The 14,919-nt window shown below is 63.2% G+C and carries 15 protein-coding genes; 8 read left to right on the forward strand and 7 right to left on the reverse strand.

All coding sequences use genetic code 11. The features are described 5' to 3' along the window. Positions 1-163 precede the first annotated feature (163 nt). Both HX881_RS04875 and aptA read right to left on the reverse strand, forming a co-directional pair. Positions 164-1,657, reverse strand: coding sequence for a CoA-acylating methylmalonate-semialdehyde dehydrogenase (locus HX881_RS04875; protein WP_017125154.1), 1,494 nt, complete (start codon positions 1,655-1,657; stop codon positions 164-166). Positions 1,658-1,729: 72 nt separating this feature from the next. Next, positions 1,730-3,079 (reverse strand): omega-aminotransferase AptA, encoded by a 1,350-nt coding sequence (aptA, locus tag HX881_RS04880; RefSeq protein WP_017125153.1) that lies wholly within the window; start codon positions 3,077-3,079, stop codon positions 1,730-1,732. A 124-nt stretch (positions 3,080-3,203) separates the two neighbouring features. On the opposite strand from aptA, the gene HX881_RS04885 reads away from it, so the two are divergent. The 3 genes from HX881_RS04885 (at position 3,204) to HX881_RS04895 (ending at position 5,617) form a co-directional block, all read left to right on the forward strand. Continuing rightward, the gene (locus HX881_RS04885) at positions 3,204-4,124 is read left to right on the forward strand and encodes a LysR family transcriptional regulator (RefSeq protein WP_017125152.1); all 921 of its coding nucleotides are present in this window, start codon (positions 3,204-3,206) and stop codon (positions 4,122-4,124) included. A 237-nt stretch (positions 4,125-4,361) separates the two neighbouring features. Continuing rightward, positions 4,362-5,012 carry a TetR/AcrR family transcriptional regulator gene (locus HX881_RS04890; protein ID WP_017125151.1) on the forward strand — a complete coding sequence of 217 codons (651 nt, stop codon included), beginning with the start codon at positions 4,362-4,364 and terminating at the stop codon, positions 5,010-5,012. Positions 5,013-5,035: 23 nt separating this feature from the next. Continuing rightward, positions 5,036-5,617, forward strand: a complete 582-nt coding sequence (locus tag HX881_RS04895; RefSeq protein ID WP_177083223.1) for an IMPACT family protein — start codon at positions 5,036-5,038, stop codon at positions 5,615-5,617. A gap of 403 nt (positions 5,618-6,020) precedes the next feature. On the opposite strand, the gene HX881_RS04900 is transcribed toward HX881_RS04895, so the two are convergent. After that, positions 6,021-6,449: a hypothetical protein gene (locus tag HX881_RS04900; RefSeq protein ID WP_042934937.1), complete on the reverse strand. Its 429-nt coding sequence runs from the start codon at positions 6,447-6,449 to the stop codon at positions 6,021-6,023. Between the two features lie 84 nt (positions 6,450-6,533). Between HX881_RS04900 and HX881_RS04905 the strand changes: the two genes are divergently transcribed. After that, positions 6,534-6,920 (forward strand): MerR family transcriptional regulator, encoded by a 387-nt coding sequence (locus HX881_RS04905; RefSeq protein WP_177083225.1) that lies wholly within the window; start codon positions 6,534-6,536, stop codon positions 6,918-6,920. After that, positions 6,910-7,593, forward strand: coding sequence for an SDR family oxidoreductase (locus HX881_RS04910; protein WP_177083227.1), 684 nt, complete (start codon positions 6,910-6,912; stop codon positions 7,591-7,593). Before HX881_RS04905 ends, HX881_RS04910 begins: the two co-directional genes overlap by 11 nt. 12 nt (positions 7,594-7,605) lie before the next feature. On the opposite strand, the gene HX881_RS04915 is transcribed toward HX881_RS04910, so the two are convergent. Further along, on the reverse strand, positions 7,606-8,694 hold the full coding sequence (locus tag HX881_RS04915) for a calcium:cation antiporter (protein WP_017125145.1): 1,089 nt from the start codon (positions 8,692-8,694) through the stop codon (positions 7,606-7,608). Positions 8,695-8,895: 201 nt separating this feature from the next. On the opposite strand from HX881_RS04915, the gene HX881_RS04920 reads away from it, so the two are divergent. Beyond that, complete coding sequence (locus HX881_RS04920; RefSeq protein ID WP_177083229.1) at positions 8,896-9,849, forward strand: adenosine deaminase; 954 nt, start codon at positions 8,896-8,898, stop codon at positions 9,847-9,849. Between the two features lie 105 nt (positions 9,850-9,954). Here HX881_RS04920 and HX881_RS04925 read toward each other — a convergent pair whose 3' ends face one another. The 3 genes from HX881_RS04925 to HX881_RS04935 form a co-directional block, all read right to left on the reverse strand. Next, positions 9,955-11,334: an MFS transporter gene (locus HX881_RS04925; protein ID WP_177083231.1), complete on the reverse strand. Its 1,380-nt coding sequence runs from the start codon at positions 11,332-11,334 to the stop codon at positions 9,955-9,957. A 133-nt stretch (positions 11,335-11,467) separates the two neighbouring features. Next, entirely contained in the window at positions 11,468-12,184 is a 717-nt protein-coding gene (locus HX881_RS04930; RefSeq protein WP_177083233.1) for an ArsR/SmtB family transcription factor, read from the reverse strand. 257 nt (positions 12,185-12,441) lie between these two features. Continuing rightward, complete coding sequence (locus tag HX881_RS04935; RefSeq protein WP_017125141.1) at positions 12,442-13,371, reverse strand: LysR family transcriptional regulator; 930 nt, start codon at positions 13,369-13,371, stop codon at positions 12,442-12,444. Between the two features lie 117 nt (positions 13,372-13,488). On the opposite strand from HX881_RS04935, the gene HX881_RS04940 reads away from it, so the two are divergent. Both HX881_RS04940 and HX881_RS04945 read left to right on the forward strand, forming a co-directional pair. Beyond that, positions 13,489-13,782, forward strand: coding sequence for a putative quinol monooxygenase (locus HX881_RS04940; protein ID WP_177083235.1), 294 nt, complete (start codon positions 13,489-13,491; stop codon positions 13,780-13,782). Positions 13,783-13,819: 37 nt separating this feature from the next. After that, complete coding sequence (locus HX881_RS04945; RefSeq protein ID WP_177083237.1) at positions 13,820-14,833, forward strand: zinc-binding alcohol dehydrogenase family protein; 1,014 nt, start codon at positions 13,820-13,822, stop codon at positions 14,831-14,833. Positions 14,834-14,919 lie beyond the last annotated feature (86 nt).

Genomic DNA, 14,919 nt, shown 5'->3' on the forward strand with positions numbered 1-14,919 from the left:
TGCCAGCGATGAGGCCAGCAAGCCCTGCAGCGCCCAGAAGGACGCCATCGCCAGCAAGCCGGCTCCTACAGTTTGAGTGTTGCCCCCACATACCTGTGGGAGCTGGCTTGCCAGCGATGAGGCCCGCAAGCCTTGCAGGCCTCATCGCTGGCAAACGCCTACATCACAAGCTCGGGAACGCGAACTGCGAGGCTTCGTGGCTGGCGCGTTGCGGCCAGCGCTGGGTAATGGCCTTGCGACGGGTATAGAAACGCACGCCATCCGGACCGTAGGCATGCAGGTCGCCAAACAGCGAACGCTTCCAGCCGCCGAAGCTGTGATAGGCCACCGGCACCGGCAACGGGACGTTGACCCCGACCATGCCGACTTCGATCTCGTCGCAGAACAGGCGCGCCGCTTCACCGTCGCGGGTAAAGATGCAGGTGCCGTTGCCGTACTCATGATCGTTGATCAGTTGCATGGCCGCCTCCAGGCTGTCGACCCGGACGATGCACAGCACCGGTCCGAAGATCTCTTCCTTATAGATGCGCATCTGCGTAGTCACACGGTCGAACAAGGTGCCACCGACGAAGTAGCCGCTTTCATGACCGGCAACGCTGTAGCCACGGCCATCCACGACCAGCTCGGCACCGGCGGCCAGGCCATCGTCGATATAGCCGACCACCTTGTCGCGCGCAGCCGCGGTGACGAGAGGGCCCATGTCCAGGCCGCACGAAGTACCGGCACCGATCTTCAGCGCCTTGATCTGCGGCACCAGCTTGGCCACCAGGGCATCCGCCACCTGGTCACCCACGCAGACGGCCACGGAGATCGCCATGCAACGCTCGCCACAGGAACCGTAGGCAGCTCCCATCAGTGCACTGACGGCATTGTCCAGATCCGCATCGGGCATCAGCACCGCATGGTTCTTCGCACCGCCCAGGGCCTGCACGCGCTTGCCGCGTTTGGTCCCTTCGGCATAGATGTATTCGGCGATCGGCGTCGAACCGACAAAGCTCAGCGCCTTGACTTCCGGCGCCTCGATCAGCGCATCCACTGCCGTCTTGTCACCGTGCACCACGTTCAGCACGCCCTTGGGCAGGCCGGCCTCCTGCAGCAGTTGAGCGATCAGCAGGGTCGAGCTCGGATCACGCTCGGACGGCTTGAGGATAAAGCAGTTGCCGCAGACGATCGCCAGCGGATACATCCACAGCGGCACCATGGCCGGGAAGTTGAACGGGGTGATACCCGCCACCACGCCCAGCGGCTGGAAGTCCGACCAGGCATCGATATTCGGACCGACGTTACGGCTGTACTCGCCCTTCAGCACTTCCGGAGCGGCGCACGCGTATTCGACGTTTTCAATTCCGCGCTTCAGTTCGCCGGCGGCGTCTTCCAGGGTCTTGCCGTGTTCTTCGCTGATCAGCTGGGCGATACGCGCCTCGTTCTGCTCCAGCAGTTGCTTGAAGCGGAACATCACCTGGGCGCGCTTGGCCGGTGGTGTGTTGCGCCAGGCCGGGAATGCCGCCTTGGCCGAGTCGATGGCTTGCTGGATGGTCTCGCGATCCGCCAGCGGCACCTGATGGATGACCTCGCCGGTCGATGGGTTGTATACCGCGGCGGTGCGACCGGAATCGCTGACCAGCTGGCCGTCGATCAAATGTTGGATTGCGCTCATTACGGGCTCCTGGACAGGGTCGACGGGAGCGACGGTTCGCTCCCGCAAAAGCAGCTTTTCTATAGAGAAGGATCAGTCGAGCTTGTTCAGCACTTCGCCGACCGCGTCGAACAGACGATCGAGGTCTTGCGGCTTGCTGTTGAAGGTCGGGCCGAACTGCAGGGTGTCGCCGCCGAAGCGCACGTAGAACCCGGCTTTCCACAGGGCCATGCCGGCTTCGAACGGACGCACGATGGCATCGCCGTCGCGACCGGCGATCTGGATCGCCCCGGCCAGGCCGTAGTTGCGAATATCGATCACGTTCTTGCTGCCCTTGAGGCCATGCAGGGCGTTCTCGAAATGCGGTGCGATTTCCGCCACGCTCTGCACCAGGTTCTCCTTCTGCAACAGGTCGAGGGCCGCCAGGCCGGCCGCGCAGGCCACCGGGTGGGCCGAGTAGGTGTAGCCGTGGGGGAATTCCACCGCGTACTCGGGCGTCGGCTGGTTCATGAAGGTCTGGTAGATCTCGCTGCTGGCGATCACCGCGCCCATCGGGATGGCGCCGTTGGTGACCTGCTTGGCGATACACATCAGGTCCGGGGTCACACCGAAGCTGTCGGCACCGAACATCGAGCCGGTACGCCCGAAACCGGTGATCACTTCGTCGAACACCAGCAGGATATTGTGCTGGTCGCAGATTTCCCGCAGGCGCTTGAGGTAACCCTGTGGCGGTACCAGCACACCGGCGGAACCGGCCATCGGCTCGACGAACACCGCGGCGATATTCGACGCGTCATGCAGTTCGATCAGCTTGAGCAGTTCATCGGCCAGGGCGATACCGCCCTGCTCCGGCATGCCACGGGAGAAGGCATTGCTCGCCAGCAGGGTGTGCGGCAGGTGGTCGACATCCATCATCGCCTGACCGAACAGCTTGCGGTTGCCGTTCACGCCGCCGAGGCTGGTACCGGCGATGTTCACCCCGTGGTAACCACGGGCACGACCGATCATCTTGGTCTTGGTCGCCTGGCCTTTCAGGCGCCAGTAGGCGCGGACCATCTTCACCGCGGTGTCGGCACACTCGGAACCGGAATCGGTGAAGAACACGTGGTTCAGGTTGCCCGGCGTCAGCGCGGTGATTTTTTCCGCGAGCTGGAACGACAGCGGGTGGCCGTACTGGAAGCCCGGCGAGTAGTCGAGGGTGCCCAGTTGCTTGGCCACCGCTTCCTGGATTTCCTTGCGGGTGTGCCCGGCGCCGCAGGTCCACAGGCCCGACAGCGAGTCATAGACCTTGCGTCCCTTGTCATCGATCAGCCAGCTGCCTTCGGCCGCGACGATCAGGCGTGGGTCACGCTGGAAGTTGCGGTTGGCGGTGTACGGCATCCAATGGGCATCGAGCTTGAGCTGGCTGGCCAGGGACGACGGAGCGTTTTCAGGCATGTTCATGAGCGAAACCTCGCAAGGCGTTAAGCGGCGTGGGCGTTAAAAGCGTTCTTGCGACTAAATTGCCACGGCGATAAAGTCGGTGAAATGCAACTTTTCTAACCTTCAGTTAATGGCAGACTAAACCATGAGCAGCCGTCGCCCCGATCCCCTGGCGCAAGTCAGCGACTTCGATATCCGTCTGTTGCGGATCTTTCGCAGCGTGGTGGAATGCGGGGGATTTTCCGCGGCGGAAACCGTGCTCGGCATCGGTCGTTCGGCCATCAGCCAGCAGATGAGCGACCTGGAACAACGCCTCGGCCTGCGCCTGTGCCAGCGCGGGCGCGCCGGTTTCTCGCTGACCGAGGAAGGACGCGAGGTCTACCAATCGGCCTTGCAACTGTTGAGTGCGCTGGAGAGCTTCCGTACCGAGGTCAACGGCCTGCACCGGCACCTGCGTGGCGAACTGATCATCGGCCTGACCGACAACCTGGTCACCCTGCCCCACATGCGCATCACCCATGCCCTGGCCCAGCTAAAGGAGCGCGGGCCGGACGTGCAGATCCAGATCCGCATGATCGCCCCCAACGAGGTGGAACAGGGCGTGCTCGACGGTCGCCTGCATGTCGGCGTGGTGCCCCAGGCCAGCGCCCTCTCCGGACTGGAATACCAGCCCTTGTACAGCGAGCGCTCGCTGCTCTACTGCGCGGTGGGGCATCCGCTGTTTTATGTCGATGACCGACAGCTGGAGGATGAACGCCTCAACCACCAGGACGCGATTGCCCCGACCTTCCGCCTGCCGGCCGATATCCAGGCCCACTACCAGGCGCTCAACTGCACCGCCAGCGCGTCGGACCGCGAGGGCATGGCCTTCCTGATCCTCACCGGCCGCTATATCGGCTACCTGCCGGATCACTACGCCAGTCTCTGGGTACAACAGGGCCGGCTACGCGCGCTGAAGGCCAGCAGCCGTTTCTATGACCTCAGCCTGGCCTCGGTCACGCGCAAGGGCCGGCGTCCCCACCTGGTGCTGGAAAGCTTCCTGGAGAACCTGGCGGCGACGCGCTGAACAGACGTTTGCCAGGCCTGTGGGAGCGGGCTTGTTCCGGGCGGCACCGCGACGAAGAGTCCCTTGAGACCACAAAAGGCTCCGCCCCACGGGGTTTGGCGTCTGACGCAAATCACGCCCTCGAAAGCGACAGGATGGAACCCCATCGAAGCTTTATATGGCAGTAAGGCTTGTCTGATTCCTGTGGGTAAGTTATCTGTGCACAGGTTGCACCCACAGATCAGTCCGGAACTGCCTATGACCGTTGAAGTCCCTGCCCACGTCGGAAAACCCGCCAGCCGCATTCGCCAGAAAAACGAAGAGGCGATCATCAAGGCCGCCGAAGACGAATTCGCCCGTCATGGTTTCAAGGGCACCAGCATGAACACCATCGCGCAGAATGCCGGGCTGCCCAAGGCCAACCTGCATTATTACTTCACCAACAAGTTGGGGTTGTATGTCGCGGTGCTGAGCAACATCCTCGAATTGTGGGACAGCACCTTCAACCACCTGACGGCCGAGGACGATCCGGCGCAGGCCCTGACGCGCTACATCCGCGCCAAGATGGAATTCTCCCGCCGCCAGCCACAGGCTTCGCGAATCTTCGCCATGGAGATCATCAGCGGCGGCGAATGCCTGAGCGAATATTTCAGCCAGGACTACCGCGCCTGGTTCCAAGGCCGGGCCGATGTGTTCCAGGCCTGGATCGACGCCGGCAAGATGGACCCGGTGGACCCGGTGCACCTGATCTTCCTGCTCTGGGGCAGCACCCAGCATTATGCCGACTTCGCCACCCAGATCTGCCGCGTCACCGGCCGCACGCGCCTGACCAAGCAGGATATGGAAGAAGCCGGCAACAACCTGATCCGTATCATTCTCAAGGGCTGTGGCCTGACGCCGCCGCTCTGACCCTCACTCAAAGCCGATCCCGTATGCCCTTTACCCTTGCCGGCCCTTGCGAATATCGCGAAGAAATTCGCAAAAGCCGCTTTATCACCCTCGCCGCCCCGATCACCAGCGTCGCCGAGGCCCAGGGCTTTATCGAGCAGCACAGCGACCTGGATGCCACCCACAATTGCTGGGCCTGGAAACTCGCCGATCAATACCGCAGCAGCGATGACGGCGAGCCAGGCGGCACGGCGGGACGGCCGATCCTCGCCGCCATCGAGGCCCAGGACTACGACCAGGTGGCGGTGCTGGTGATCCGCTGGTACGGCGGCATCCAGCTGGGCACCGGCGGACTGGCCCGCGCCTATGGCGGCGGCGCCAACAAGTGCCTGCAGAATGCCGAACGCATCGAGCTGATCAGCCGGGTGCCGCTCAGTTGTGCCTGTGGCTTCAGTGAACTGGCGCTGGTCAAGCTGCGGGTCGCCGAAGCCGGCGGCCTGGTGGTCGAGGAGCAATTCACCGCCAACGGCGTGGAGCTGCAACTGGCCCTCGGCGAAGGTCATATCGACACCCTGCAACGGCAGCTGGCCGACCTCAGTCGCGGACGCATCCTCCTGCAACGATAAGCCGCCGCCGAGTTGTCCACCGCCGCGGGATGGCGGCGACCGGCAACGTGGGCTTTTGCCCACAATGACTGTGCACCCGACTGTGGATAACCTGAGCACATCCGCCTGTAACCCTTCTGCAACGTGGCTTTGCGGGCACTGATCAATTTTCGTCCAATTATTCTCCACAACCGCCGAAACTTTCTGAAAACAACGGCTTAGCCGGGTTTATCGCGTTTGGGAAATAGCTGCCCGGCGCTTATGCCCAAGTTTTGTGCTTGCACACAAATACTGTGGAGCAACCTGTGGATAACCAGTGCAAGGGTGTCCCGGTTGCCGGTCTGGTCGAGCTTGTGAACGATTGGTTGTTTTTTGATCAAGGAAACGCTGCGCATCGCAGCCCCTGGGTGAGCGTCGCAGCGATTCAATGCCTTGCGTCGAGCCGTACGGATGACACCCCTTCCTTCAGCGGCAACAGTTGCGCGATCCCCCAGGCGATTTCGAAGAACAGGAACACCGCGATGATCGCGCTCGCCCCCTGGCTCAGCGCATAGGCCTGCCAAGTCGCGAACAGCAGCCGGCCCACGGCGTCGTAACGACCGAAGAGCGGTTGCGGATCACGGATGCGCAGTACCGCCCAGACACAGACGATCGAGCCCAGCAGATTGGCCATCAACATATGCACAGGCTCGAAGGGCGGCAGCTCCCCCGGCAGGCCCAATGCCTGGCTAACCCCCCGCAGCACGGCGTGCAACGCGAGAAAACTCCAGGGGGTGACAAACGCGGCGGTGACGATCAGGTCGTACCAGGCGCTGGCCCGGACCAATCGACGATAGTGTGTTGTGCTCCACATGCTGCAACTCCGGATTCGGACAAGGAGCACAAAGTCTGAAGCCTGGAGTATGCTCCAGGGTCAAGACCTCGGAGAGCCCGTCCCATGCGCATCGGTGAATTGGCCCAGGCCAGTGCTGTCAGCCGCGATACCCTGCGCTTCTACGAACAGCGCGGACTGATCGTCGCCCGGCGCAGCGCCAACGGATATCGCGACTACGCTCCCGAGATGCTGCAACTGGTGCTGTATATCAAGACCGCCCAGCGCCTGGGCTTCAGCCTCGGCGAGATCGGCAACAGCGTCGCCGCCCTGTGGAACGCGCCCGACCCGGACAACGCGGTCACGCAACTGCTGCAGGACAAACTGAACCTGATCGAGGCGCGCATCGCCGAACTCGGCGAGTTGCGCAAGGAATTGCAGCATCGCCTGCAACAGAGTTGTCCTCTGAGAACCCAGTCTCCACTTCACAAGGAATCCGCTCATGAGCGATAAGAACGCATTGATCATCGGTGCCTCCCGGGGCCTCGGCCTGGGCCTGGTGCAACAACTGCTGGCCGACGGCTGGAATGTCACCGCCACCGTGCGCGATGTGCACAAGGCCGATGCACTGAAAGCCGTCGGCAACGTGCAGATCGAAACCCTGGACATGGACGACCAGTCGGCGGTTGCCGCCCTCGCCCAGCGCCTGGATGGCCAGGTCTTCGACCTGCTGTTCGTCAATGCCGGCGTCAAGGGCCCGGCTGACCAGAAACCGGGCAATGCCTCGCTGGCGGAAATCGGCCAGCTGTTCATGACCAACGCCATCGCCCCCGTGGCCCTGGCCCAGCGTTTTGTCGGTCAGATCCGTCCGGGTTACGGGGTGATCGCCTTCATGAGTTCGGGCCTGGGCAGCGTGACCGTGCCGGATGCGCCGGAGCTGGCGTTCTACAAGGCGAGCAAGGCAGCGCTGAACTCCATGACCAACAGTTTCCTGAGCGAAATCGAGGCCCCGGCCTTTACCGTGCTGTCGATGCATCCGGGCTGGGTGAAAACCGACATGGGCGGTGAAGGCGCCGACATCGATGTCGCCACCAGCACCCGCGGCCTGGTCGATCAGGTAAACGCCTTTGCCGGCAAGGGTGGGCATCACTTCATCAACTACAAGGGCGAGACCATTCCCTGGTAAGCGGCGCGGGGCCTAGAGCCCCAGCAGCGAGAGCATGATAAAGGTGGCGAACAGCACGAAGTGGGTCATGCCCTCGATGGCGTTGGTTTCACCGTCGTTGAGGTTGATCGCACTGACAATCAGGGTGATCAGCACCATCACGGTCTGCACCGGTGTCATCGCCATCTGGAACGGCTGGCCGGTGTAGAGCGCCATGGCCTCCATCACCGGCACGGTCAGGATCACCGTCGACAACGACGCCCCCAGCGCCACGTTGACCACCGACTGCATGCGATTGGCCAGGGCCGCGCGCAGGGCCGTGAGGATTTCCGGTGCGGCGGAAATCGCCGCCACCAGGATCGCCGTGACCACCGGGGGTGCGCCGGTGTGCTCCAGGCCCAGATCGAGGGTCTTGGACATCACCTCGGCCAGCGCGCCGATCACCACGATACCAAACACCAGGGTGGCGATGGATTGCCCCAGGTTGACCGGCGGCGTCTCCACCTGGCTGGGATTCTTGCGCTTCTTTTCCGGGTAGCTGTAGCTGAAGAAATAGCTGTGGGGACCGACCTGCATGCGCAGGAACAAGGTGTACAGCAACACCATCGCGCCGATGGTGAAGGCCGAGTAGAGCTTCCAGTCCGCCTCGGGAATGAATTCCGGCACCACCATGGACACGCCCATCGCGGTGAGGATCATCACACTGTAGCTGCGGGCCGAATCATCGTTGTAGGACTGCTCGCCATGCTTGATCCCGCCCATCAGCGCCGCCAGGCCGAGGATGCCGTTGATATCGAGCATCACCGCCGAATAGATGGTGTCGCGCACCAGGGTCGGCGAAGCCTCGTTACTCATCATGATCGCCAGGATCACCACTTCCACCAGCACCGCCGACAAGGTCAGGATCATCGTGCCGTAGGGATCGCCGACCTTCTCTGCCAGCAACTCGGCATGGTGGGCGACGCGCATCGAGGCGCAGACGATCGCCCCGATCAATACCAGCCCGGCGACCAGCGCGACACCCTGCCCGCTGTGCAACAGCCAGTGTTCGAGCGGGAAGGCGACCGCCGCCATGACCACGGCCAGCAACAGGAATCTTTCTTCTCGCAACAGAGTGAGCATCGCACGGCCTCAAGGGTGATGGCTTACAGACTGCGGCGAGCCGCCAACGTTTCGTTACACCTTAGCGCAGCGTTGGTCGGGGTCGGGAGGCATCGTCCCGGCAGGAAGTGTGGGGGCTTTGAACCGTCCGGTCAGGTTTTAGCCAATACTTCGGCCGTCATCTGTAGAATGCCGTCCATCTGCACCTGATGAGAAAAACCTATGTACGACTGGCTCAACGCCCTGCCCAAGGCCGAATTGCACCTGCACCTGGAAGGCTCGCTGGAGCCGGAGTTGCTGTTCGCCCTCGCCGAGCGCAACAAGATCGCCCTGCCCTGGAACGACGTCGATACCCTGCGCCAGGCCTACGCCTTCAACAACCTGCAGGAATTCCTCGACCTGTACTACCAGGGCGCCGATGTGCTGCGCACGTCCCAGGACTTCTATGACCTGACCTGGGCCTACCTGCTGCGCTGCAAGACGCAGAACGTGATCCACACCGAACCCTTCTTCGATCCGCAGACCCATACTGACCGCGGCATCCCTTTCGAAGTGGTGCTCAACGGCATCGCCGCGGCCCTGAAGGACGGCGAGCAGCAACTGGGTGTCAGCAGCGGCCTGATCCTCAGCTTCCTGCGTCACCTGAGCGAAGACGAAGCACAGAAAACCCTCGACCAGGCGCTGCCGTTTCGCGATGCGTTTGTCGCGGTCGGGCTGGACAGCTCGGAGATGGGCCACCCGCCGAGCAAGTTCCAGCGGGTCTTCGACCGGGCGCGCCACGAAGGTTTCCTGACCGTCGCCCACGCCGGCGAGGAAGGTCCGCCGGAATACATCTGGGAAGCCCTCGACCTGCTGAAGATCCAGCGGATCGACCACGGCGTGCGGGCCATCGAAGATGAACGGCTGATGCAGCGGATCATCGACGAGCAGATTCCGCTGACCGTCTGCCCGCTGTCGAACACCAAGCTCTGCGTGTTCGACCACATGTCCCAACACAACATCCTCGAGATGCTCGAACGTGGAGTGAAGGTGACGGTGAACTCGGATGACCCGGCGTACTTCGGCGGTTATGTCACCGAGAACTTCCATGCGCTGCACACCCACCTGGGCATGACCCAGGACCAGGCCCGACGCCTGGCGCAGAACAGCCTGGATGCGCGCCTGGTCAAGCCCTAGCCCTGCGGCCGGTGGGAGCGGTGCTTGCCCGCGAAGCTTTTGGCGGCCCCAAGGGCCTCTTCGCCGGCAAGCTCCGTTCCTGCCAGATAAGGCCTGGCCCTGAGATCAGCCCGGCACCCCTTCGCTCAATTCCTCCAGCGTCTTGCCCCGGGTCTCCATGCCGAAACGCCAGACCACCGCTGCCGCGATCGCAAAGCACAGGGCGCCGAGGGCGAACACCCCGCCCTGCCCGGTCACCGGGAACACCAGCCCCGTCACCAGCGGCCCGAGCAACGAGCCGACCCGGCCGATGGCCGAGGCGAACCCCGAGCCCGTGGCCCGCGCCGAGGTCGGATAGAGCTCCGGGGTATAGGTGTAGAGCACTGCCCACATGCCAAACAGAAAGAACTGCATCAGCAAGCCCGAAACGATCAGCAGGATCACGTTCCCGCCGAAGACCGCACTCTGGCCGTAGAGGAACGCCATCACCCCGCCGCCGAGCAGAGTGACGATGCACACCGGCTTGCGCCCCCATAGCTCGACCAGCCAGGCCGCCACCAGGAACCCCGGGATACCGCCGAGGGAAATCAGCACCGTGTAGTACACCGACTGGGTCACCGCGAATCCCGACTGCTGCAGCAAGGCGCTCAGCCAGGACGTGAGGCCGTAGAAACCCAGCAAGGCAAAGAACCAGACGCTCCAGATCATCATCGTGCGCTGGCGGTACAGCGGCGACCACAACTGGCGGAAGGCCGAGAAAAAGCTCGGCGGACGGTCCACGCTGCGTGGCAGGCGTACCGGCATCGGCAGGGCGGCGCGCTTGAGCGAGGCGCGGACCCGATCCTCGATGCCGCACAGCACCTTGTCCGCCGCGCCATGATGACCCGCCTGCTCCAGCCAGCGCGGCGACTCGGGAATGAAAAAGCGGATCGCCAGGACAAACACCGCCGGGATCGCCAGGACCAGGAAGATATCGCGCCAGCCCACCAGCGGCAGCAGGAAGTACGACAGCACCCCGGCGGCGACAAAACCCAGCGGCCAGAAACCATCCATCAGGGCGATATAGCGTCCGCGGCGCTTGGCCGGGATCAGTTCCGAGAGCATCGACTGGGCAATCGGAAACTCCATGCCCATGCCGATCCCCAGGAGAATGCGGAACAGCGTGAGCATCTCCACCGTCTGCGCCGTGGAGCACAGGTAACTGGCCAGCCCCCACAGTACGATGCTCCACTGGAACACCGGCTTGCGGCCGAAACGGTCGGCGAGCATGCCCGACAGCGAGGCGCCCAGCACCATGCCGAAAAAGCTCGAACTGGCCAGCAGGCCGGCCTGGGCACTGCTGAGGGCGAACTCGGCTTTGATCGAGCCGAGCAGGAAGGTCATCATGGCCAGGTCCATGGAGTCGAAGAAAAAGGCCAGGGCAATGATGATGAAGATCAACCGGTGATAGCCGCTGATGGGCAGCCGTTCCAGACGTTCTGCCGCGCTGTAGCCTTGAGTTTCCATGGGATATCCCTCGATTCGAATGCTCGATCGAGTGTGCGGTATCACCGGATGGGGCTATTGCTCGGTGCGACCTGTTCGCATCCCTGAGCGACGCCTGCGGCGTCCCTGTCGCAGGCAACCGCGGCGGGAGGGGTCAACCGGCCAGTTCGAGCTCGACCATGGCGGCGAACTTGTCGATCTGCCGCTCTCCGAGGGGGGAGAGGCGCAAGGCCCTGGACTCATCCATCGGCGCCAGCCAGCCCGACTGCAGGAACAGCTGCAACAGCCCCGCCCCGAGGACACCGCCCAGGTGCGGACGGCGCTCGCGCACATCGTGGCAGACACAGACCATCTCGCGGCTGCCGTGGGCCAGCGCCTGGATATACAGCCCGCGCTCGGCAAAACGCTGGGCGCCGGCACTGGTCACGCGGACCCGCTGCTCGTGCTGTTCGATCCAGCCGGCCAGCAACAGACGTTGATACAGCTCGCAGGCCAGCTCCCCGCCCAGGTGATCGTGGCACAGCCGGGCACGCTTGAGCGCCGCGGCATCCGGGGCCTGCAGCTTGATCGAGTGTTGTACCGCCAGCGGTGCGCTGGCCAGGGAGGCACTTGCCAGGGCCTCCACGGCCGTGGCGATCTCCGGCGCCGCCAGGCGGAAGAAGCGTTTGCGGCCACGGGCCTCGAGCCGCAACAGCCCGCCACCGCTCAAGCGGGCCAGGTGGGCACTGGCCGATGAAAGGGACAAGCCGGCCAGCAAGGCCAGTTCATCGGCAGACCGTGCGCTGCCATCGAGCAACGCCCACATCATCGCGCTGCGCTTGGGGTCTGCAAGCAACGCGGCTATCTGACTGATGCAAGGTGCATATTCCATGTCTTCACTCCCTGTTGAAACATTGATCGACCGCACGAAGCCATACTGAGAAATCCCGGCACTCCAGCCAAGACGCAAAAGTGCCAAAATCCGGGAAATTTTCTCATTTCGGCAAGTAACTCCGGCGAACGTAACAAAATGCGTTTCAGCCGGAAAAACATTGGATCCAATGATTCAAGCCTAAACCACAATGGAACCGGTGCCGACTTTTATTCCTGCACCGGTTGTAACAAGTCACGCACCGGGCAGCCGCGCCATCATCCGCCGCCAGCATGACGCGCCGGGGCCCGCCGCGACAGCTCGGCGCAACGCCGACTGAGCATTTCGCGCAACAGGTTCACCGGCTTACTCAACTGAGCGCGATGAGCGCACAGCAGATTCAGCGGTGCCCGTTCGCAGGACAGCTCCGGGAGCAACACCTTCAGCCGCCCGGCCAGCACATCGGTGCCGACATCGAGCCAGGACTTGTAGGCAATCCCCGCTCCGGCCAATGCCCACAGGCGCACCACATCGGCGTCATCGCTGAAGCGATCACCGCTGACCGTGAGGCTGATATCGCGCTTGCCATCGTGAAAGCTCCACTGGTCATGGACCCGGCTGCCGAGCATGAACAGCAGGCAGTTGTGCTGGGCCAGTTGCTCCAGGGTGGCGGGTTCGCCATGGCGTGCCAGGTAGTCGGGCGCGGCGCACAACACGCGGCGGTTATCCGGGGCGATCGGCAGCGCCACCAGGCTCGAGTCCTCCGGTTCGCCATAACGCAGGGCGATGTCCACCGGCTGGCGGAACAGGTCGGCGATCCGATCGCCCAGCAGCAGGCGCACTGTCAGCTTCGGATGTTCGCGCTGGAACTCGTCGAGCCAGGGCAGCAACAGATTGCGCCCGAAGTCCGAAGGTGCCGACAGTTGCAGGACCCCGCTGACCTGGTCCTGAGCGCTGGTCAGCAACCGGCGGCCCTCGTCCAGGTTGCTCAGGGCGGCCCGGGCATATTCGAGGAAACCCTCGCCTTCGGCAGTCAGGCGCAGGCTGCGTGTCGAGCGGGCGAGCAGGCGCGCGCCCAGTTGCTGCTCGATGCGCTTGAGCGAGGCACTGGCCACCGCCGGCGACAAGTCCATGATCCGCGCCGCCGCCGACAGGCTACCCAGGTCGGCGGCACGCACAAACAACTGCAAATCGTCGAAACGCAGCACCAAAGCCTCCTGATTATCAAAAAAATATTGAAAGAGACTGCTGTTTTAGCCGGTTTTATCCTCAAGGGAAATGACTAATCATGCCGCCACACACCGCTGCAACATGAGGCGTCACCCATGTCCCAGACCCTGACCACCCTTGCCATCCTGGTTGCCAAACCTGACCGGCGCCCCGCGCTTGAACAACTCTTGCGAGCACTGCAAGTGCCAACCCGTGCCGAACCCGGTTGCCGCCAATACGATCTGCATGACGACCTCGAGCATGCCGACACCCTCTACATGCTGGAGCAGTGGACCGACGAAGCCGCGCTGGCGAGCCATTTCGCCGCGCCCCACTTCGAGGATTTCCGCCAACAGTCAGAAGGCCTGATCGAGCAGTTCGAACTCAAACGCCTGCGGTTTCTCTCCTGACACCCCCTTGTTTGCCCATCTCCCTGGAGTCTTCCCCATGAAAGCCATTGCCTTCTATTCTTCCTTGCCCAGCAGCGATCCACTGTCGTTGCAAGATATCGAACTGCCAGTGCCGGTCCCCGGCCCCCGCGACCTGCTGGTCGAGGTCAAGGCCATCTCGGTCAACCCGGTGGACACCAAGGTCCGCCAGTACATGCCACCGGAAAACGGCGAGGCCAAGGTCCTCGGCTGGGACGTGGCCGGCGTGGTCAAGGCGGTCGGCAGCGACGCCAGTCTGTGCAAGGTCGGTGACAAGGTGTTCTACGCCGGCTCCCTGACCCGTCCCGGCGCCAACAGTGAACTGCACGTGGTGGATGAGCGCATCGTCGGTCATATGCCCGAGAGCCTGGATTTCGCCGAAGCGGCCGCCTTGCCGCTCACCGCGATCACCGCCTGGGAATTGCTGTTCGAGCGCCTGCAAGTGCGCGAAGACAAGGCCGATCAGGGCCAGAGCCTGCTGATCGTCGGCGCGGCCGGTGGCGTGGGTTCGATCCTGACGCAACTGGCCAGCCAGTTGACCGGGTTGAAAGTCATCGGCACCGCCTCGCGTGCCGAAACCCGGGACTGGGTGCTGGCCCTGGGCGCCGACCTGGTGATCGACCACAGCAAGCCCCTCAGCGATGAACTCAAGGCGCAGGGTCAGCCGCATGTCACTCACGTCGCCAGCCTGACCCAGACCGACACGCATCTGGATCAACTGGTCGAGGCACTCAAGCCGCAGGGCAAGCTGGGCCTGATCGACGATCCGAAAGGCCTGGACATCAGCAAGCTCAAGCGCAAGAGCCTGTCGTTGCACTGGGAGTTCATGTACACCCGCTCGATGTTCGAGACCGAAGACATGATCGAACAACACAACCTGCTCAACCGGGTGGCTGAACTGATCGATGCCGGCGTGCTGAAGACCACGGTCGGCGAGCACTTCGGCCAGATCAACGCCGCCAACCTGCGCCGTGCCCATGCCCTGCTGGAAAGCGGCAAGGCCAAGGGCAAGATCGTGCTGGAAGGCTTCTGAGTCACAGGAGAGGGCTTGCTGGAAGTGGGCTTTGTGGGAGCGGGCTTGCCCGCGAAGAGGCCCCCAAAACCACCAAAAGCTTCGGG

The organism is Pseudomonas gingeri, from assembly GCF_013386115.1.
GTDB classification, from domain to species: domain Bacteria; phylum Pseudomonadota; class Gammaproteobacteria; order Pseudomonadales; family Pseudomonadaceae; genus Aquipseudomonas; species Aquipseudomonas gingeri.